The sequence below is a fragment of the Candidatus Mycobacterium wuenschmannii genome, assembly GCF_030252325.1.
GTDB lineage: Bacteria > Actinomycetota > Actinomycetes > Mycobacteriales > Mycobacteriaceae > Mycobacterium > Mycobacterium wuenschmannii.
This window is the reverse complement of record NZ_CP126981.1, coordinates 3726410-3745599: the sequence shown is the minus strand read 5'-3', so window position 1 is coordinate 3745599 and position 19190 is coordinate 3726410. Positions and strand designations below refer to the sequence as shown.

The 19190-nt window shown below is 65.9% G+C and carries 20 protein-coding genes; 10 read left to right on the top strand and 10 right to left on the bottom strand.

From position 1 onward, the window contains the following. The first annotated feature begins 49 nt into the window (after nucleotides 1–49). The gene (locus tag PT015_RS17975; RefSeq protein WP_285186256.1) at nucleotides 50–1075 is read left to right on the top strand and encodes a fused (3R)-hydroxyacyl-ACP dehydratase subunits HadA/HadB; all 1026 of its coding nucleotides are present in this window, start codon (nucleotides 50–52) and stop codon (nucleotides 1073–1075) included. Here the strand turns inward: PT015_RS17975 and PT015_RS17970 are convergent. Then, nucleotides 1068–2333: a cytochrome P450 gene (locus PT015_RS17970; RefSeq protein WP_285186255.1), complete on the bottom strand. Its 1266-nt coding sequence runs from the start codon at nucleotides 2331–2333 to the stop codon at nucleotides 1068–1070. The two genes, PT015_RS17975 and PT015_RS17970, sit on opposite strands and share 8 nt — an antisense overlap. A gap of 168 nt (nucleotides 2334–2501) precedes the next feature. On the opposite strand from PT015_RS17970, the gene PT015_RS17965 reads away from it, so the two are divergent. Further along, nucleotides 2502–3437, top strand: a complete 936-nt coding sequence (locus tag PT015_RS17965) for an SDR family NAD(P)-dependent oxidoreductase (RefSeq protein WP_285186253.1) — start codon at nucleotides 2502–2504, stop codon at nucleotides 3435–3437. Between the two features lies 1 nt (nucleotide 3438). On the opposite strand, the gene PT015_RS17960 is transcribed toward PT015_RS17965, so the two are convergent. From PT015_RS17960 to PT015_RS17950, 3 genes are read right to left on the bottom strand one after another with little or no spacing between them, the layout of a single operon-like run. Further along, a complete protein-coding gene (locus PT015_RS17960) occupies nucleotides 3439–4314 on the bottom strand; it encodes a dihydrodipicolinate synthase family protein (RefSeq protein ID WP_285186252.1) in 876 nt (291 codons plus the stop codon). Between the two features lie 9 nt (nucleotides 4315–4323). Continuing rightward, a complete protein-coding gene (locus PT015_RS17955; protein WP_285186251.1) occupies nucleotides 4324–5109 on the bottom strand; it encodes an aldolase in 786 nt (261 codons plus the stop codon). Further along, nucleotides 5106–6425 carry a flavin monoamine oxidase family protein gene (locus tag PT015_RS17950; protein ID WP_285186250.1) on the bottom strand — a complete coding sequence of 440 codons (1320 nt, stop codon included), beginning with the start codon at nucleotides 6423–6425 and terminating at the stop codon, nucleotides 5106–5108. Before PT015_RS17950 ends, PT015_RS17955 begins: the two co-directional genes overlap by 4 nt. A 43-nt stretch (nucleotides 6426–6468) precedes the next feature. Between PT015_RS17950 and PT015_RS17945 the strand changes: the two genes are divergently transcribed. Together PT015_RS17945 and PT015_RS17940 are read left to right on the top strand one after the other, a co-directional pair. Continuing rightward, the gene (locus PT015_RS17945; protein ID WP_390887854.1) at nucleotides 6469–6945 is read left to right on the top strand and encodes a ribonuclease domain-containing protein; all 477 of its coding nucleotides are present in this window, start codon (nucleotides 6469–6471) and stop codon (nucleotides 6943–6945) included. Then, on the top strand, nucleotides 6942–7262 hold the full coding sequence (locus PT015_RS17940; protein WP_285186247.1) for a barstar family protein: 321 nt from the start codon (nucleotides 6942–6944) through the stop codon (nucleotides 7260–7262). Before PT015_RS17945 ends, PT015_RS17940 begins: the two co-directional genes overlap by 4 nt. Here the strand turns inward: PT015_RS17940 and PT015_RS17935 are convergent. Further along, a complete protein-coding gene (locus PT015_RS17935) occupies nucleotides 7255–8082 on the bottom strand; it encodes a serine hydrolase (RefSeq protein WP_285186246.1) in 828 nt (275 codons plus the stop codon). The genes PT015_RS17940 and PT015_RS17935 overlap by 8 nt on opposite strands. Further along, complete coding sequence (locus tag PT015_RS17930; RefSeq protein WP_285186244.1) at nucleotides 8083–9291, bottom strand: MFS transporter; 1209 nt, start codon at nucleotides 9289–9291, stop codon at nucleotides 8083–8085. A gap of 150 nt (nucleotides 9292–9441) precedes the next feature. On the opposite strand from PT015_RS17930, the gene PT015_RS17925 reads away from it, so the two are divergent. Then, nucleotides 9442–10131 carry a type 1 glutamine amidotransferase domain-containing protein gene (locus PT015_RS17925; RefSeq protein WP_285186241.1) on the top strand — a complete coding sequence of 230 codons (690 nt, stop codon included), beginning with the start codon at nucleotides 9442–9444 and terminating at the stop codon, nucleotides 10129–10131. Here the strand turns inward: PT015_RS17925 and PT015_RS17920 are convergent. The 4 genes from PT015_RS17920 to PT015_RS17905 all read right to left on the bottom strand — a co-directional run bounded on the left by PT015_RS17920 (nucleotide 10120) and on the right by PT015_RS17905 (nucleotide 12726). Continuing rightward, complete coding sequence (locus tag PT015_RS17920) at nucleotides 10120–10404, bottom strand: hypothetical protein (protein ID WP_285186239.1); 285 nt, start codon at nucleotides 10402–10404, stop codon at nucleotides 10120–10122. The two genes, PT015_RS17925 and PT015_RS17920, sit on opposite strands and share 12 nt — an antisense overlap. Nucleotides 10405–10414: 10 nt before the next feature. Continuing rightward, a complete protein-coding gene (locus PT015_RS17915) occupies nucleotides 10415–11821 on the bottom strand; it encodes an aldehyde dehydrogenase family protein (RefSeq protein ID WP_285186237.1) in 1407 nt (468 codons plus the stop codon). A 194-nt stretch (nucleotides 11822–12015) separates the two neighbouring features. Continuing rightward, the gene (locus tag PT015_RS17910; RefSeq protein ID WP_285186234.1) at nucleotides 12016–12390 is read right to left on the bottom strand and encodes an STAS domain-containing protein; all 375 of its coding nucleotides are present in this window, start codon (nucleotides 12388–12390) and stop codon (nucleotides 12016–12018) included. A gap of 108 nt (nucleotides 12391–12498) precedes the next feature. Continuing rightward, nucleotides 12499–12726 carry a hypothetical protein gene (locus PT015_RS17905; protein ID WP_285186232.1) on the bottom strand — a complete coding sequence of 76 codons (228 nt, stop codon included), beginning with the start codon at nucleotides 12724–12726 and terminating at the stop codon, nucleotides 12499–12501. Between the two features lie 103 nt (nucleotides 12727–12829). Here PT015_RS17905 and PT015_RS17900 point away from each other — a divergent pair, with 103 nt between their 5' ends. The 5 genes from PT015_RS17900 (at nucleotide 12830) to PT015_RS17880 (ending at nucleotide 18929) form a co-directional block, all read left to right on the top strand. Next, nucleotides 12830–14506 carry a cation:proton antiporter gene (locus PT015_RS17900; RefSeq protein ID WP_285186230.1) on the top strand — a complete coding sequence of 559 codons (1677 nt, stop codon included), beginning with the start codon at nucleotides 12830–12832 and terminating at the stop codon, nucleotides 14504–14506. Nucleotides 14507–14573: 67 nt separating this feature from the next. Then, nucleotides 14574–15089, top strand: coding sequence for an SRPBCC family protein (locus PT015_RS17895; RefSeq protein WP_285186225.1), 516 nt, complete (start codon nucleotides 14574–14576; stop codon nucleotides 15087–15089). A gap of 176 nt (nucleotides 15090–15265) precedes the next feature. Continuing rightward, nucleotides 15266–15994, top strand: a complete 729-nt coding sequence (locus PT015_RS17890; protein WP_285191161.1) for a DUF1906 domain-containing protein — start codon at nucleotides 15266–15268, stop codon at nucleotides 15992–15994. Between the two features lie 126 nt (nucleotides 15995–16120). Further along, on the top strand, nucleotides 16121–17434 hold the full coding sequence (locus tag PT015_RS17885) for an FAD-dependent oxidoreductase (protein WP_285186223.1): 1314 nt from the start codon (nucleotides 16121–16123) through the stop codon (nucleotides 17432–17434). Nucleotides 17435–17558: 124 nt separating this feature from the next. Continuing rightward, entirely contained in the window at nucleotides 17559–18929 is a 1371-nt protein-coding gene (locus PT015_RS17880) for a cytochrome P450 (RefSeq protein ID WP_285186222.1), read from the top strand. Nucleotides 18930–19190: the final 261 nt, after the last annotated feature.

Below are 19190 nucleotides of genomic sequence, written 5' to 3'. Positions count from 1 at the left end.
TCAGGCACGCGCCGAAGTGGTGGGATAGCCGCGCGTTACTGTCTTTTTCATGACTGCAGCTGCGGAATCGCCGGCGCTCGAGGAACGGATCGGCCATCACTACACGATGGACGGTACCTATCTGGTCGGTCGCGAGAAGCTTCGCGAGTACGCCCGCGCGGTCCAGGACTACCACCCGGCGCACTGGGACGTCGACGCCGCCACGAAGCTGGGCTACTCCGACCTCATCGCCCCGCTGACGTTCACCTCGACGCCCGGCATGACCTGCAACCGCCTGATGTTCGAGCAGATCGTGGTCGGCTACGACACGTACATGCAGACCGAAGAGCTTTTCGAACAGCACCGACCGATCGTGGCCGGTGACGAGCTGACGGTCGACGTCGAGCTGACCTCGGTGCGCCGGATGGCCGGACGGGATCTGATCACCGTCACGAACACCTTCACCGACGCCGCCGGCGAACGGGTCCACACCCTGCACACCACCGTCGTCGGCGTCACCGCCGCCGATGTCGATCCGGCGATCAAGTCGGCCGTGCAAAACGCGATGATGCACGACGTCGACATCTTCGGGATCGGCGAAGTCGACTACCAGAAGACGGTTCGGCCCGAGGGCGAGATCCGGATCGCCGACAGCGGTCTGACCCGCACGCCGGGCACACCCTCGTTCGACGACGTGAAGGTCGGCGACGAGCTACCCGTCAAGCACGCCCGCCTGACCCGCGGCGACCTGGTCAACTACGCCGGCGTGGCGGGCGACGCCAATCCGATTCACTGGGACGAAGACATCGCCAAGCTGGCCAACCTGCCCGACGTGATTGCGCACGGCATGCTCACCATGGGCCTGGGCGCCGGGTTCGCGTCGACGTGGACGGGTGATCCCGGTTCGGTCACCCGCTACGCGGTGCGGCTGTCGGCGCCGGCGATCGTGTCGGCCCGCGAAGGCTGCGATATCGAATTCGGCGGCAAGATCAAGTCTTTGGACCCCGAGACGCGTTCTGGTGTCGTGATCGTCACCGCGAAATCGGACGGCAAGAAGATCTTCGGCATGGCAACGCTGGGCGTGCGGTTCAGCTGATCGGGTCGAACTCGATATTCAGGGCGCTGAGTCCTCGCATGATGAACGTCGGGTCGTAGGTGTAGCTGCGGTCCTCCGGCGTGCCGTGGTGTGACTCGGAGATCCGAAAGTTCGCGGCCCGATCGAGTAGCCGGTTCACCGCGATGCGCGCCTCGGCGCGGGCCAGCGGGGCGCCCGGGCAGGAGTGCGGTCCGCGGCCGAACGCCACGTGCTCGCGGACGTTGCGCCGGTCGTGCCGGAACTCGTGCGGGCACTCGAACTTCTCCGGATCACGATTACTGGCACCGGGCAGCAACATGATGATCGTGCCCGCCGCGATGTCCACGTCGCCGACCCGAGTGTTGGTGCGCGCCAACCGGAAATGGCTCTTCACCGGGCTCTCCATCCGCAGCGACTCCTCGAGGAAGGCCGGGATCAGCGACCGGTCGTCGCGCACCTTCTGCTGAATCTCGGGACGCTCGCTCATCACGCGCATGCCCGTGCCGAGCAGTTTGGTGGTGGTCTCCATGCCCGCCGCGAACAGGAATGTCGCCAGCTTCACCACTTCCTCGACGTCCGGGATCGAGCCGTCCGGGTAGGTCGCCGCGGCGAGTTCGGTCAGGACGTCTTCGCGTGGTGCGCGCCGACGGTCGGTGATGTAGGACCGGAACCTGTCGTCGAGCCACATCAGCGGGTTGTGCGCGACGGTGTCGTCCTTGCCCAATTCGCCGACGTGCTCGTTACCCAGCACCGCCCGGAATTCCTTGTGGTCCTCGACCGGAACACCCAGCAGGTCCGCGATGACGAGCATCGACAGCGGCTTGGCGAAGTCCTCCATGAACTCGCAGGAGCCTTTGGCGAGGAACTTGTCGATCTGCTCGTCGACGAGACGCCACATGAACTCTTCGTTCTCGCTGAGCCGCTTGGGGGTGATCAGCTTGCTCAGTAGGCCTCGGGTCTTGGCGTGGTCCTCGGCGTCCATCGTCACGACATGCTCGGCCATCGGGATCGCGGCGCGATGCTCGGCGATCAGGTCGCTGATGTCGTCGCCCGCGGGGGTGAAGGGCAACGGCGGGAATGGCCCGGCGACGGCCACGCAGGAGGAGAAGGCCGGGTCCTTGTAGGCGGCCAGCGCAACGGCGTGGCCGGTGACGGCAACGACGCCGTGCGGGGTCGCGGGCCGCACCGGGCAGGACGAGCGCAGGTAGTCGTAGTACGGGTACGGGTCGGGAACCAATGACTGGTCGGTGAAGTAGTCGACCGACTCGAAATCGCTCACAGCGCCTCCTGGATCCGTTGCAAGCGGATGTTGCAGTTGGAACAAAGATTTGGTGTGATCGTATACGGTTCCGGCGGCGGGCCGCGCGCTGGGATGTGGGGGCGCGTTGAACAGGAGTTTCCCCGCGGCTGGGTGTGACCAAATGTTCGTTTCCACGAAGAGATGACGATGATCGACTTGCACGGCCAGGTAGCGGTGGTCACCGGTGCCGGGCGCGGACTGGGACGGCTCTACGCGCTGGAGCTGGCGAGGCGGGGCGCATCGGTCGTCGTCAACGACCTCGGCGGCAGCATGCACGGCGACGGCGAGGACACCTCGGTCGCCGATGCCGTCGTGAAGGAGATCGAGGACGCCGGCGGTACCGCGGTCGCATCGCACGACTCCGTCGACAGCCCGGAGGGCGGCCGGGCGATCTGCGACGCAGCGCTGGACAACTTCGGTCGTATCGATGCGGTGGTCAGCAACGCCGGGATCTTCAACAGCGTTGCGTTCAAGGACCTTTCGCACGATCAGTGGACCCGCATGCTGCGTGTTCATCTCGACGGTGGCTTCAACCTAGGTCAGCCGGCTTACCGAGCGATGAAAGAGCAGGGCTACGGGCGCTTCGTCTTCATCTCCTCGTCGGGTGGGATGTTCGGTCAGCCGTCCGAAGCTCACTACGCCGCGGCCAAGGCCGGGCTGGTCGGTCTGTCCAACGTGATTGCGATCGAGGGAGCGGAGCACGGTATCAAGTCCAATACCGTTCTGCCATTTGGCTTTTCGCGGATGGTCACCGAGACCATCGGCGACCCGAAGGCGCTTGAGGAAATCGGGTTCACCAAGGTGATCAAACCCGAACTCGTCGTGCCCATCGTCGTGTTCTTGGCCAGCCGGGCATGTGAGTTGACGCACCAGAACTACTCGGCCTGTGGCGGCAGATTCGCGCGGGTGTTCGTCGGGCTCGGCGAGGGATGGCTCGCCGACCCGGAGAGCGAACCGAGCGCCGACGACGTCGCCGCCCACCTCTCGGAGGTGTCCGCCACCGATCCCTTCACGGTGCCCGGCTCGATCTTCGAGGAGGTATTCGCGATCTGCGAGCGGCTCGGCGTTACCGCGCTCGGGTGAGTCAATCCACCAGCAGGGAGCGCAATTCGGCGAGTGCGGGCTGCTCGAGCGGTAGCAGGGGCGGCCGCGGATCCCCGACCGGGGTACCGAGCAGGCTGAGGCCCGCCTTGACAGTGGTCGGCAGGCCACCCGCGACGATGAAGCGCAACAGCGGCGACAGGTCGTCGTAAATGGACTCGGCTTCGTCCTCATCGCCGGCCTGAGTTGCCGCGTAGAGGTCCAAGCACGGTTGCGGCCGCAGGTTGGGCGCGGCCGTGCACCAACCGCTCGCGCCCGCGGTGAGTGCGTCGAGGATGAGCGGGTTGCTGCCGTTGTAGAAGGGCAACGTGTCCCCGGTGAGTTCCTTGATCCGCAGCATGCGGTCGAGGTCGCCGGTGGACTCCTTGACCATCGTGAGGTTGTCGATGTCGGTGAACATCTCCACCAGCAGTTCGGGGGTCATGTCGATGCCGCTGGTGGCCGGATTGTTGTACGCCATGATCGGAATATCCAGTGCCGCAGCGACTGTGGTGTAATGCTGCGCTATCTCGTGCGGGGTGAGCTTCCAGTACGAGACGGGCAGGATCATCACGGCATCGGCGCCTGCGCGTTGTGCATAGCCGGCGCGGCGAACGGTGTTGGCTGTGGTCAGGTCCCCGGCTCCGACGATCACCGGGACCCGGTGGTCAACGGTGGTGACCGTGGTGTCGACCACGCTGTCGAACTCCGCTTCGGTGAGATACGCCGCCTCGCCGGTGCTGCCGAGCGGGGCGATTGCGTGAACGCCTGCGGCAACCAGCTTTTCGACCAAGGTGGACAGTGTGGCGGTGTCCACCTTCCCGTCGCGATCGAAGGGTGTGATCGGGTAGGCGATGATGCCGTGGATCTTCGCGGTCATGGATGTCTCCTAGTCGGACAGCACGTCGGGATGGCGGGCGAGCGCGCGCCGCGCGTAGTAGGCGAAGTTGGCCTGACTGCGTCGGGGGGTGAGCGACCAGTCGTGCGCCTCGCGCGCGAGTTCCTCCGGTAGCGGCTTGACGGTGCCGGCCGCCATCGCGGCCAGCTGCAGTTTCGCGCCGCGTTCGATGAGAACCGCGAGTGAGCACGCCTCCTCGACGCTCGCACCGGCGATCACGTGGCCGTGGTGCGCCAGCAGCACGGCCTTCTTGTCTCCCAGTGCGGCACTAATGATCTCGCCCTCTTCGTTGCCAACCGGCACGCCGGGCCAATCCGGCAGGAATGCGCAGTCGTCATAGAGCGGCGTGAGATCCATATGCGAGACCACGAGCGGCACCTCGAGCATCGACAGCGCCGCCACGTGGAACGCGTGCGTGTGCACGATGCACTGCACGTCGGGGCGGGCCCGGTAAATCCAGGAGTGAAAGCGGTTGGCGGGGTTCGCCATTCCGTCACCCGACAAGACATTGAGGTCTTCGTCGACCAGCAACAGGTTGGTCTCGGTGATCTCGTCGAAGCCCAGGCCGAGGCGCTGAGTGTAGAAAGTGCCCGGTTCCTCGGCGCGGGCGGTGATCTGCCCGGCTAGGCCCGAATCGTGTCCCGCGTCGAACAGGGCTCGGCAGGTCAGCGCCAGCTTCTGCCGTAGCGTCCAGCCGGCGTCGCCGAAATGCCGGTCCATGGCGTCCTGGGCGCGTCGCTTGAGATCTTCTTTCGAGTCGTCGAACGTCGCACTCATCGTGGGACACCTCGGTTCACCTGCAGTGCCTCGATCACCTCGTGGGCGACTCGATGGCCGGAATCGATTGCCCCCTCAAGATAACCGGGGTGGTCGTGAGCGGTCTCGCTACCTGCCCAGTGGATGTTGCCGACGGGCTCGGACGGCATCGGGAAGTGCGCCGCGGAGCCGGGATTCGGCACCGCCATATAGCCGCCGCCGGCGTATTCGTCTCGATGCCAAGCCTTTTCATGCCAGTCGACGGGCTCTAATACCTCCAGGCCGATGTGGTGCGCGAGAATGCCGAGCACGGCCTCGCGGCGATCGGGAGGGTCGAGTGCATCGAGCTCACGGGCCTCCGGCCCGGCGACCAGGATGCACAGGTGCCCAGGTCCGTCAGGCGGCGTGGTGTCGAAGACGGCCCGGCCCGGGCGGTCCAACACGATGAACTCGCCGCCGTTGCGCTCTCGCCAGAACGGCTTCTCGTACACCGCGATCGACTTGTAGACCGACCCCATATAGGAGTCGCGTTGGAGGGCGGCAAGGGCATGCGGCAGCGGCGGGTCATATGTGATGCGAGCGGCCATCGGGGGCGGTGCGGTGACAATGACCTTCGCGGCGGCGATATCACCGGTCGAGGTCTGCACGACGACGCCTTCGTCCGTCGCGCGTATCGTGCTGACCCGTTGCCCGGGCAAGACTCTCGGGCCGAGCTCGGCGGCCAGCGCGTCGATCAATGAGGCAACCCCCCGAACCAGCAGCGAATCCTGGGCTCCACCCTTCGTCGCCATCGCCGTGTGCAGGCCACCCTGCAGCCGGATCATCTTGAGCATTGCCCGAACGGAGAAGCGGTCGAGGTCGGCCGTCCACGAGATCCAGGCCAGCACTTCCAGCAGTCGCCGCACGCGGCGTCCGGGCACTTTGCGCAGCCAGGACTCCACCGCGGCGTTGTCCCACCGTCGCGGTGTTGCGACGTAGGCGACCGCCTCGACGCCGGCCAGCACCAGGAAAGCCCCGGCCAACGAATGTGCCGGTAGCCGCCGGGGACCTTCGACGAGTCTCGGTAACAGTTGGGTGTGCATCGTGAAATGAGCCGAGTCGAACTCTTTGGCCAGAGCCATGATTCGGTGGTGATCGTGACCGATCCATTGGCCGCCGAGGTCCACCCACGAGCCCAGCGACGTGGGTTCGCTCATGGCCCGCCCGCCGAGGCGATCGGCGGCCTCGAGCACGACGACGTCGATACCACGGCGGTGCAGTTCCCGGGCGGCCGTCAAGCCGGCCATCCCAGCGCCGACCACCACCACGGTCGCTTCCGAAGGTGCGGGGTGGGCCATGAAGAGCCTCCATCTGAGACGGGCGTATCACTTATCTTGCCGAATGTCGGCTCGGCTCGAAAGGCGCACCTGGTCGGGTACATTTCGGGCGGTGGATCGACGCAGGCGGGCACTCGTCGCGGTGTGCGTGCTGATTGTCCTGGTAGGCGGATGGTTCATGACGCGCACCCAGCATCCCGATCCTGCGCCGACGGCCGCGCGCGGGACCGGCGACCACACCTGCCCGATCGCCACGCTGCCGCGCGAGGTCGCCGACACCGTGCAACGCATTCACGCGGGCGGCCCGTTCCCTTTCCCGCGCAGCGACGGCGCGGTGTTCAGCAATCGTGAAGGCCACCTGCCCAAGCAACGTCGCGGCTTCTACCACGAGTACACCGTGGTCACGCCTCGCGCCCGAGACCGCTCGATGAGGCGTCTGGTAACCGGTGGGACACCGCTCGCGCATCCGACTCAGTACTTCTACACCGGCGATCACTACGACTCGTTCTGCCTGGTCACGGATGCGGGCGGGCAACCATGACACGCGACACGGCCAGCGGCCGGCCGGTTACCTATACCATCGACGGCCGGAAGATCAAGTCCGCCAGTGACTTTTACCGTGAGATCGGAGCGGCGGTCAACGGGCCCGGCGGGTACTTCGGGCGGAATCTGGACGCCCTGGCCGACTGTCTGAGGGGCGGATTCGGAACTCCGGACCGCGGACGTTTCGAATTCGAGTGGCAGCACAGCGCGCTGTCACGGCAGCGACTCGGCGACTCCGGAACCGCCAAAAGTGCTGTGTTCGAGTCGATTCAAGACGTGTTCCGGGATGCCGGGGTCCCGCTGCACCTCAAGTAGCGGAGCGGTCGATCGCGGTTTTCAACGCGATCCCGACGGCCCGCATGCCGGATAGCGCCGCGGCGCTACGATCGGTTCCATTGACATCCCAATTCGCGACGACGGCGTAGGCATATCCTTCCGCGCCACGGCCGATGGTGCCGACGTCGGCCCGAATACCCTCGTCGGCACCAGTCTTGTTGCGCACGAACCAGACTCGACTTGACGCGGCATGCGTGAGCGGGTCGAGACCAAGACCCGAGGCGATCATCGACAGGTCCACCCCCGTGGCCAGCCACCCGTTCACCCGGTCGGACACTGCCTCCGAGACCACCTGGCGCCGAGACAGTCGGCTCGTCAGATCCGATAGTTCCGAGGCTGTTCCGGTCGAGAGGGTCGGCGGATCGGCGACGTCGCGGTGATCCCGGACATAGTCGAGCAGCGCCGTATGAGCAAGGCCCAGCGATTCGGCGAGGGCCTTGACCGATTGCACGCCAACGTGTTCGAGCAGAACGTTGGTCGCTAGGTTGTCACTGACGCTGGCGACGAGCACGCACAGGTCATCGACCGACAGCTGCTCGATGCCCAGGTGCTGCCACAGCCCGGAGTCCGCGGCCCAGGGCGCGGTACTCCGGCTCAACAAGGTCGCGCCGTCGAGGTCGTCCGCGGCAGAGCGCCGTGCGACCTCGATGAGCAACAGCAATTTGCCGACGCTCGCGGTGTTCAGTACCCGGTCGGCATCGAGAACGGCCAATTCTCGGCCGGTGTTGTCCCGCACGGACATCGACCACTCGATACCGATGCTTTCCGCCGCGACAGCGTCGATTGATTTCTGCAGCACCTAACCATCATGAAGGAACAGCGCGGCGAGGGTCGCGGCGATACCGGCGCACAGCAGAATCGTCGCGGCAACCGCCGCCCAGCCGCGCGCGTCGAACGCGACTCCGCCCAGCCATCCGATGGCGCTCGAACCGCCGTAATAGAACAGGTTGTACAAGGATGACGCCTGCGCTTTGCCCACCGGTGCGGCTTGGCCGGTCCAGCCGGCGGCGGTCGAGTGGGCGCCGAAGAAGCCGGCCGTGGCGACCACCAGACCGGCCAGGACAGCAATCACGTTGGCGCTCAACGTCATCAGAATGCCTGCCATCATGATCGCGACGGAGACCAGTAGGACGCGTTTACGGCCGAAGCGCGTCGCCTCGGCACCCGCGCGCGACGAGGCCCAGGTGCCGGCGAGGTAGGCGAGAAACATCAGGCTCACCACCGACGGGGCCAACCGAAACGGGGCGCGGGTCAGATAGAAGCCGAGGAAGTTATAGAGCGCCACGAAGCCGCCCATCAGAAGAAACCCCTGTGCGAACAGCACCAGTTGTCGCGGGGTACGCAGGTTCACAATCAGCCGATGACCAAGCCCACCTTCAGGATTGACGTCGTGACGCTGTACCGGCGTGAAGCCGCGCGGGTCGGGCGCCAACCTGACGAAACCCATTGCCGCGACACCGCAGATGACGGCGACGGTGAAGACACCGACTCGCCACCCGGCCACTTCGGCGATCGGGCTCGATACGATGCGTCCCAGCAGTCCTCCGATTGTGGTGCCGCCGACGAACGTGCCGGCTGCCTGCGCCGCGTGGACCGGGTCGACTTCCTCGGTCAGGTAGGCCACCGCAATAGCCGGGACCCCGCCGACCATCGCGCCTTCGACGAAGCGCCCGGCCAGCAGCAACGGAAACGACGGGGCGAACGGCACCAACATCCCGACCAGGGTGGCGACCGTCACGGAGATCGAGATCGCCCGCACCCGTCCGATCCGGTCGGCCAACGCGGACCACGGGATGACACCGAGCGCCAAGCCCACAGTGGATGCAGAGACGACCAGTGCCGCGCTCGCCGCTCCGACGCCCAAGTCCGTTGAAATCAGCGGCAATACCGCCTGCGGCGAGTACAGCTGCGCGAATGTCGCGACGCCCGCGCACCCCAGCGCGGCGAGCAGGCGACTGTAAGCCGCCGAACCCCGGGTATGCCCGGTCCAGTCTTGCTCGCTCGACACATCCTGAACCGTAAGAAGCGTCCGTGCAGGATGTCCAACGGATTAGCTATGGCATCGCTCACCCGGCGTCAGTCGAACTGCGGCGGCTCCGTTTTGGATCTATGTGTCCAACTGCTGGCGCCGCCAGGCCAACGCGTGAATTCTGGAGACATGGCCAAGCGCATCCTCAACGTCGTCTCCAACGTCTCTCATTACGAAGATCCGTCCGAGCCGACCGGGCTGTGGCTGTCAGAGCTGACACACGCCTACCACGTGTTCGCCGAAGCCGGATACGAGCAGACGATCGTCAGCCCGAAAGGCGGGACGTCGCCGCTGGAGCCGCGTTCGTTGAAGTTTCCGAACTACGACAAGAGCGCCAAGAAATGGCGGAAAGACGATCGAAAGATGATGCTCCTACACCGGACGGTGGCACCCGACGCGATCGACGCGACTGATTTCGCCGCGATCTACTTCACCGGCGGGCATGCGGTGATGTTCGACTTTCCGGATAGCGCAGGGCTGCAACGCATTACGCGCGAGATCTTCGAACGCGGCGGAGTCGTCTCGTCGGTGTGTCATGGCTACTGCGGGTTGTTGAACACCACGCTGTCGGACGGATCGTTGTTGGTCGCCGGCCGCAAGCTCACCGGATTCGCCTGGTCGGAGGAGGTGTTGGCGCGGGTCAACAAGTTGGTGCCGTACAACGCCGAGGACGAGATGAAGAAGCGCGGCGCCCGCTACGGCAAGGGACTGATTCCGTTTGCCTCGCATGTGGTCGTCGACGGACGACTCGTCACCGGTCAGAACCCCGGGTCCGCCAAGGCCACCGCCAAGAAGGTCGTCGAGGTGCTAGAGGGCTGACTCGACCGCCGCGTCGTCGTCCGGTTCGTCTTCGTCGTATTCGTACTCGTATTCGTCCTCGTCCTCGTAGATCTCGTCGAGGTCGAGGGGGTCCTCGCTGTGCGGGTCGACGACGTACTGCTGCCAATAGCCGCTCGCGAAGTAGATGGTGTCGGCGTGGTCCGGGTCGTCACCCACCTGGACCCAGAGTTCGCCCTGCTCGCGTCCGTAGCTGAGCGCGTTGTCGTAGACAACGCCGCCGTCGACTGTCTTGACGTGAATTTCATGAGCCACGCGCGGCAGTCTAGAGCCCGATGTAGACCGCCTTGGTGTTGAAGTACGCCTCGATGCCCTTGCGGCCGCGCTCGCCGCCCCAGCCGGACTGCTTGTGGCCGCTGATCGGCATCGAGGGGTCTGCCGCTAGCGCCGAGTTCACCCAAATCTGGCCTGCGTGAAGCTCATTCACCACCCGGTGGGCACGGCTGAGGTTCTCGGTCCAGATGGAGCCGGCCAGCCCGTAGTGCGTGTCGTTGGCCGCGGCCAACACCTCGTCCTCGTCGTCGAACGGGATGACGCAGCCGACCGGCCCGAAGATCTCTTCCTTGATCAGCCGCATGTCGGGCGTGGTGTTGGTGATGATCGTCGCCTCGTAGAAATATCCTTTGCGATCCATCGGCTGGCCGCCGGTGATCACCTCCGCGCCACCGGACACACCGTCGTTGACGATGCCGGCGACCCGGGTGCGCTGCTTGTCACTGATCAGTGGTCCCAGAACCGAATTGGGGTCCTCGCTGCCGCCCATCGGCAGCATCTTGGCGAAGTTGGCCAAACCCTCGACCACCTGGTCGTAGATCCCGCGCTGGACATACATCCGGGAGGTGCACGAACAGTTCTGGCCGGAGCCGGCCAGCAGACCCATGCCGGCACCCATGATCGCCTTGTCGAGGTTGGCATCGTCGAACATGATCAACGGCGACTTGCCGCCCAGTTCCAGCGTCAGGCGCTTGAGGTTGCCAGCGGCCGCCTTGACGATCAGCCGGCCGACTTCGGTCGATCCGGTGAAGGAGATCTTGTCCACGTCCGGGTGTGCGGTCAACGCCGCGCCGGTGGTCTCGCCGTAACCGGTGATGACGTTGAGAACGCCGTCAGGCAGACCGGCCTCACGGAAGATCTCTTCCAGCTTCAGCGCCGTAAGTGGCGTCTCCTCAGCGGGTTTCAGCACGGCGCTACAGCCCGCCGCCAGCGCGGGCGCGACCTTGAGCATCGCGACGAAGAAGGGGCCGTTCCACGGGATGATGAGGCCGACGACGCCGACGGGCTCGAGCTGGGTGAAGGTGTGGTAGGTCTCCCAGCTGCCGAGGAGGCCGTCGGAGACCAGGTTCGCCGACTCGCCGTGGATCTTGCCGACCCATCCGGCGTAGTACTTCAGCATGTCGACCGAGACCGGAATGATGTGCTTTGCCGCGTTGGCGTTCATGCCGTTGTCTTGGGCCTCGAGCGCGGCCAGTTCGTCGGCGCGCTCCTCGATGATGCGGGCCGCACGGAACAGCACGTTCGCCCGGTGCGAGGCCGGCGCCTTACGCCACACCCCCGACTCGAACGTTTCCCGCGCGCGTGCCACCGCCGCGTCGACGGCCGCCTGATCGGAGTCCGGGACCTCCGCGATCTGCTCCTCGTTGGACGGGTTGAAGACCGCAATGGCGTTACTCAAAGTCCTTCATCCTTTCGGCGGGGCCGCTCGCTCAAGAGAATCTACTCTATAAAATTAGAGTCGATTCTGGCGGTCAGCCGCAAGGGGTGTACCGGCCCTCGGCACGCATTCGTCCCGACGCATATTCAGCGGCCGGCCGGGAAATGCGCGGCATTAATGGCACCGCCGTCTGGTTTCGTTCCGGGAAACCCGCGTCAGTGGGCGGGCGCGGTGCTCGGAGGTAGACCCTCACGCGCAGCGTCGACGGTCGGATAGATCGCCAGCAGGTCGTCGATTCCCAAGAGCTGCATGGGCATTACGGTGACGGGCCCGTCTGCTACCACCCGAAACACGATCGATCTTTCCTTGCTCGTGCGATCGGTCTCCATCAGCACACTCATGCCGGCGGTGGCAAGGAAAGTGACTTTCGTGAGATCGATGATCAGGACGGCGGGGCGTCGGCGCAGGGCCGCGCGTATCTGCTCGGTCAGCGTCGGGGCGGCGGCCATGTCGACGATGCCTTCCGCGGATATCACCACCGCGTCGCCGTCGGTTCGTTCGGCCAACTTCAACGGGGAGGGGCCATTCACCACGCGCACACCTCCCGCTTCCTTGCGATGGAGATTCAGCCCGGCACCTGCCCGCCTGATCACCCGAACAGATTCCCGTTGGAGGCGCTGTCTAATCGCGCTCCGTGCTCATCCCCGTGCCGAGGTCGAATCCGAACCTAGCGGTTGGGGTGTGACGACATCGCGGCTTTCGGCCGACGCGGTGCGCCGATTCCACGCCCACCGCGCTGCCGCAGCCGCGGTGAGCAGTCCGCCGATGACAATGACAGGCCAGAACAACGCCTGGATCAGCCAGATACGGCGCTGGACCTTGGCGACTTTGAGCGACGCCCGCTGCGCGCGGACCAGCGTTTCCATGGACAGCCTGTACCCGGGCGAGCGCCCCGGAAACCCCACGAAGTAGCCCTGAGACCGTCGCCTGAGTGTGCGTGCCTCGAAGAAGTGCCGGGATGATGGGGGCGTGAGTCTGCACTTAGGTCTGGTGTTGTTGTTGTCCGCCGTCGGCGTCATCGTCGGGGTGCACTGGATCGCGGAACGGACCGGATTGCCCAGCGCGGCGCTGCTGGCCCTAGGCGGGATCGCCTATGCGTTTTTGCCTGGACCCAATATCGCGCTGCGACCCGAGCCCGCGCTGTACTGCATCCTGCCGCCGCTGCTCTACTACGCCGCTCTGGAGTCGTCGCTGGTCGAGATCCGGCGCAATCTGCGCGCGGTGATCAGTTTGTCGGTGGCGCTGGTGCTGTTGACCGCGTGCTCGGTAGGCGTGGCGTTCGCGTTTCTGGTCGGCGGCGCGACCTTCGCGGTCGGCACGGCGCTGGGTGCGGCGGTGGCCCCGCCGGATCCGGTGGCCGCGCTGGCCGTCGCGCGCAAGGTCGGGCTGCCGGCCAACATCATCACGTTGATCGAGGGCGAGGGATTGCTCAACGACGCGACCGCGCTGACCACGTTGTCGGTTGCCGTCGCCGCCGCCAGCGGTGGTGGCTTCTCGGCGCCATCGGCCATCGGTAAGTTCGCGCTCGCCGCGGTCGGGGGTCTCGCGGTCGGGGTGGCGATCGCGATCTTCCGGCGCCTTGTAAGCCGTTGGACGTCAGACATTTTGACGGCCAATGCCGTGTCGCTTGCCACCCCGTTCGTGGCGTACCTGGCCGCCGAGGAAGTCCACGCGTCCGGTGTGCTGGCCGTGGTGGTGTGCGGGTTGATAGTCGGGCACGATCTGCCGCGAACGGAATCCGGCGCCAGCCGGTTGCAGACACGGGCGGTGTGGCGGCTGACCAACTTCCTGCTCGAGGGATTCGTCTTCCTGCTCATCGGGCAACAGTTACCGCGAATCCTGAAGGGCCTGCATGCCTTTCAGCCATCGACGATCGTGGTGGCGGTGGGGATCACCCTCGCCGTGGTGCTGTTGCTGCGGCCGTTGTGGTTGCTGGTGACGCAGCTACTGCCACGCCCGCTGCACACCCGCCTCGGCGATGTGTCGGGCCCCGACGAGGCGGCCGACTCCGTCCCGCGTCGCCTGTCGCGCGAACGCAACTCCCAACGACTCAGCGGCCGTGAGGTATTCGTCTTGAGTTGGGCCGGCACCCGCGGCGTCGTGAGCCTGGCCGCCATCTTCACGGTGCCGCTGGTGACCGAGACGGGTGCACCCTTCCCCGAACGGGACCTGCTGCTGTTCTGCACGTTGGTAGTCGTGTTGGTGACGCTGATTGGGCAAGGACTGACCTTCGCCCCACTGGCCCGCGCGCTGGGTATCCGCGCCAAGCCGGCCGACGAGTCGCGGCTGCGAAAGCTGGCCGGCATTGCGGCGATCCGAGCGGCTATCGAACGCTTGGACGCGCTGAAGCAGCAGAGCGACAACACGATTGAGGGCCCCGCCATCGACACGGTCCTCAAGCAGCTGTCGGCACGACTTACGGTACGCCAGCAGCAACTCGATGTGCTCGACGTGACGGACACCGATGACATCCCCGCCTTTCCCAACGACGAGGCGCTACTCGAGATGCGGCGCGAGGCGATCGACGCCCAGCGCGAGGAATTGGTGCGCTGGCGGGACGCGGGCATGCTGCCGGACCAGGGTCTGCGGGCTCTCGGGCGCGCACTCGACCACGAGGAAGGCATGTTGACGTTCAGCCGGCCGTGATCACCGCGTCAGAGCGGGTGTAATTTCCCGCATTCCGGTCAATGCTGCGCGAAACATTGGAGGACTGATGGCACGGATCTTGACCGTCTCGGACACCGTCGACATCGACGCGACTCCGGAATCGCTGTACGCAATGGTGAGCGATCCGACCCGGATTCCGGACTGGAGTCCGGAAAACCGCGGCGCAACCGTATTGAATCCGGCCGACGATGGCGCGGCGTTCGTCGGAATGACCTTCGAAGGACGCAACAAGCGCGGGCGGGCAAAGTGGGTCACCCGGTGCACCGTCACTGACGCGGACCCGGGCCGGAAGTTTGCCTTCACGGTGCATGCGATCGGGGTCCGCACTCCTCGCATCAAAGCGCCGAACGCGTCGTGGGAGTACCTGTTCGAGCCGATCGGTGAGGGCACCACGCGGGTCACCGAAACGTGGACCGACGACAGGACGTCCTGGCCCGACCCCGTCGTCGCGGTGTTCGATCGAATTGTTACCTCGGGCAAGACCTTTCCGGAATTCCAGCGGACCAACATCCGCAAGACGCTGGACTCGCTCAAGCGTGCGACCGAGGCCAAGACCGCCTGACCGACCAGGGCACATCTCCGCCGCACGGACGACACTGACGCCGAGACGGCTTCCGGAGAATCTTCTGGTTTGCAGCGGCGAGGCTACATCTTTAACATCAGCCACACTGTTAACATCACGCGGTGCACGATTCACGTCCGGTTACCCGGCGGGACGCACTCCGCTATGCCGCCGCGATGTCGGCGGTCGCCGGACTCGGTGCGGCTTCCGCGAGCGTGGGCAGTCCGACGGCCTCGGCCGCGGCGCCGACGCTGATCGACTACGCCATGCACCAGATCCCGGCGCAAGATATTCGGGCGGCCGGCCACGCCGGCGTGGTCAACTATGTCTCGCTGTCGCGTCCCGGATCGTCCTTCGGCGCCAAGCCGATCACCCGGCCCTACGCCCAATCGCTGACTGCCGCCGGGTTGGTGATCGTCAGTAACTACCAGTACGGCAAGCCGGGCGGAACGGCACCGTCAGATTTCCTGCGTGGGTACCCCGGCGGCGTCGCCGACGCCAAGACGGCCTGGCAACTGCACACCGCCGCCGGCGGTGGCCAGAGCGCCCCGATCTTCTTCACCGTCGACGACGACATCAACCACGACACGTGGAATAACGTTGCACTGCAATGGTTTCGCGGCATCAACTCGGTCATCGGCGTGCAGCGCACCGGCGTCTACGGCGGCATCAACGTCTGTCAGTGGGCCGCCGCCGACGGTGTCATCGGCAATTCGCGCACGCCCGGCAAGAAGTGGGCCTGGCAGACCCGGTCGTGGTCGCACGGTCAGATCGATCCCGCCGCGGTCCTCTACCAGCGCATCGTGAGCACCGCATCGACGCCGGGCCCGGTGGTCGGCGGGTCGGAGGTCGACGTCAATGACGTCCTGGCCCAGGACTGCGGCCAGTGGAATCTGCATCCCTGAAGTTCGCGACAAACTGACCTGGACAATTCCCCGATCTCGGTGTGATCGTTGCAGTGACAGATGCAGCGTCGGGAAGAGACCGTGATGGGCCAGCACAGGGACAGTGCCGTGGTCTGCGGCGCGAGTATGGCTGGTTTGCTCGCCGCGAGGGTGCTGTCCGACTTTTACGCTTCGGTGACGCTAGTGGAGCGGGATGCGTTACCCGAGAACGCGATTCAGCGCCGAGGGGTGTCGCAGGGCCGGCATCTGCACGCGCTGTCGACTCGGGGTTCGATGGTGCTGACGGAACTGTTTCCCGGACTATTCGACGAACTCCTGGCTTCCGGTGCCAACCTGATCGACGGCACCGATGCGTCGCAGATCTATGCCCGAATCTTCGGGCATGAGCTCAGTCGGACGGGAGATATCGCCAACCCCGAGGCATTGCGGACCCATCTCGCGAGCCGACCACTGCTGGAGGCCCACGTGCGGCGGCGGGTCCGGGCGCTCGCCAACGTGACGTTCTTGGAGGATCACGACGTCGTCGAGCCGGTACTTGGCGACGCGAACCGCGTCGTCGGGGCTCGGGTCGTCGACCGTGCGGCCAACCGGGAACGGGTGCTGAAGGCCGACCTGGTGGTCGACGCGACCGGACGCTCGGCCCGCACGCCGGCCTTCCTGGAGAAGCACGGCTACGCCGGCCCTCCCGAGCAGAAGTATGCGGTGGATTTGAGCTATGCGACTCAGTTCTTCCGCGTGCCCGACGGCGCCCTTGCACAGAAGATGCTCATCGTCGGTCCGACCGTCGAACGGGCAACGGGCGCAGGTGTTTTGACATACGAGAACGGCACGGTGTGCCTGACACTGATGGGCATTGCGGGGCACAAATTACCGACCGACTTGCCTGGGTTGCTCACGCTGGCAACCGAACTGCTCCCGGCCGCGACGGTGGCGGCGTTGCGTGCGGGCGAGCCGATCGGAGAGGTGGCCGCGCAGCACTACCCCACGAGTGTGTGGCGCCGATACGACCGGCTCAAGCGGTTTCCCCAGGGATTCCTCGTCATCGGCGACGCGGTGTGCAGCTTCAACCCGGTCTACGGCCAGGGCATGACCACTGCCGCCCTGCAAGCCAAGGCGTTGGGCGACTGCTTGCGGGACGATGCCGCCGACGACGTGGGTCGGCGCTATTTCCACCGGGCCGCCAAGAAGCTGGCCCCGATCTGGCAGTCCAACCGCCTCAACGACTTCGCCCTCCGTCCCGTCGACGATTGGCGTGCGGTTCCGCAACGCGTCCTCAACTGGAACCTCGACAAAGTGGTGGCTGCGGCCGCCGACGACATCGTGCTGAGCGAGGCTTTCATGCGCACCTTGACGCTGACCGGCGCGCCCAGCCGACTACTGCGACCGTCGATGCTGATGCGCGTGATCAGGGGTAACCGGCGACGCGTGCGGACCACCTAGCCGGACACGGCCCGGGAGGTGAGGTCGCTCCCCGTCAGTACGATGGAGCGAAACGTCGAGGCCCTGCCGCCCGACAACACCGGGGCTAGGCCCGTGAGGCCGTTATCTCGAGTTGGAGGTGAAGATGACTGCCGGGGCCGGTAACCGCAGCATCCACACACTGCCCCGCGTCGGAGTGCGCGGGTTGGCGCGCGACCGCGGACGCTTCTTCCGTCCGCTGGGCCTACAGTCGCCGTTACGCAGTATCGGCGAGCAGTTCCTCATCGACATCCCGTTCGGACCCAAGATGGTCGTCACGTCGTCGCCCGATGACGCCAAGGCCGTGTTCGCCGACCGCGACGGCGCGCTGTCCTTCGGCGAACTGATGAAGCGGTTCTCTCCCCACGAGAAGCTGTTCGGCAGCGACGCGTTCATCTTCCTCGAGGGCGAAGCCCACATGGAAGAGAAGCGCAAGGTCGCGCCGCCCCTGCACGGTAAGGCGCTGAAGTCCTACGAGCAGGCGATGACCGACATCGTGCTGCGCAGGCTGCCGGAGTGGCCGGTCAACGAGCGCGTCGAGTTCTGCGACATCGGCGGCCAGCTGTCACTCGACGTGATGATGACGGTGATCTTCGGCGTCTCGAAGCCCGAGCGGATGCGGCGGCTGGAGAAGGCGATGCTGGCGCACTGCGCGGCCACCGAGAGCCCCAGCTTTCTCGGGGTCGGGATGGTCACCATGGTGGTTCGTGGGGACTGGAAGGCAGTCCCGTCCGTTGCACGCACGGCGGCGGCGGTCGACGCGATCGTGCTCGAAGAGATCGCCGAGCGGCGTCGCACCGGGGCCCGTCCCGACGACTGCCTGACGTTGTTCCTGGAGATCAACCAGCAGGACGAGATACCGCGCGACGACGCCTTCCTTGCGCGTTCGATGCGCGGGCTGATGCTGGCCGGCTACGCCGCGACCGCGGTCACCCTGGGTTGGGTGGCCGAGCTGCTGGTGCACCAACCGGAGACGCTCGCGACTCTCGAGGAGAGCATCGACCGGGGCGACGACGCCTACCTCGACGCGGTGATCGCCGAGTCGATGCGGGTACGTCCGGCGCTGCCCATCACCGGCCGCCGCGCGCTGCGTGACTTCGACCTCAACGGCCTGCACATCCCGCGCGGCGCCTACGTGATCCTGGCGATCATGGCGATGCACGAACGCGAGGACCTGCACCCCGACCCCCTGACGTTCCGGCCCGAGCGCTTCCTGAACACGCGGCCGGGCACCAACACGTGGCTGCCCTTCGGCGGCGGCGTCTACCGCTGTGTCGGTGCCGACTTCGTGCTGTTCGAGGCGCGCGTGCTGTTGCGGACCTTCCTGCAGAACCGCAGGCTCCGCGCCGTCGACAACGGACCCGGCGGTCGTCCCAGCCGCAAACACCCCCTGCCCGTGCCGACCGACGGCGCCCCCGTCGTGCTGTCCCCGCGCCAGCGCGCCGGCACGTCGGCGCGGGAAAACATCGCGACGTGATCCCGGAAGCCTTCGACGACCGAGACTGTTGCAGGATGTGGCCGTCACACGCGACGCCGTCGCGGGCACCCCAAACCCGATAGATTCGGACAGCGGCGCCGGCCCGCACGATGTCACAATTTCTCGACCAGGCATCGCTGCCAGCAAATAAGATTCACGCGGAACGACTGGAGAACAAATGCGAGGCGAATTGCGACGCAGTTGCCGCGAAGAAATGCGTCACCGAACGCACCTTTGCGACGCCTCGCAGCGCGATATGAT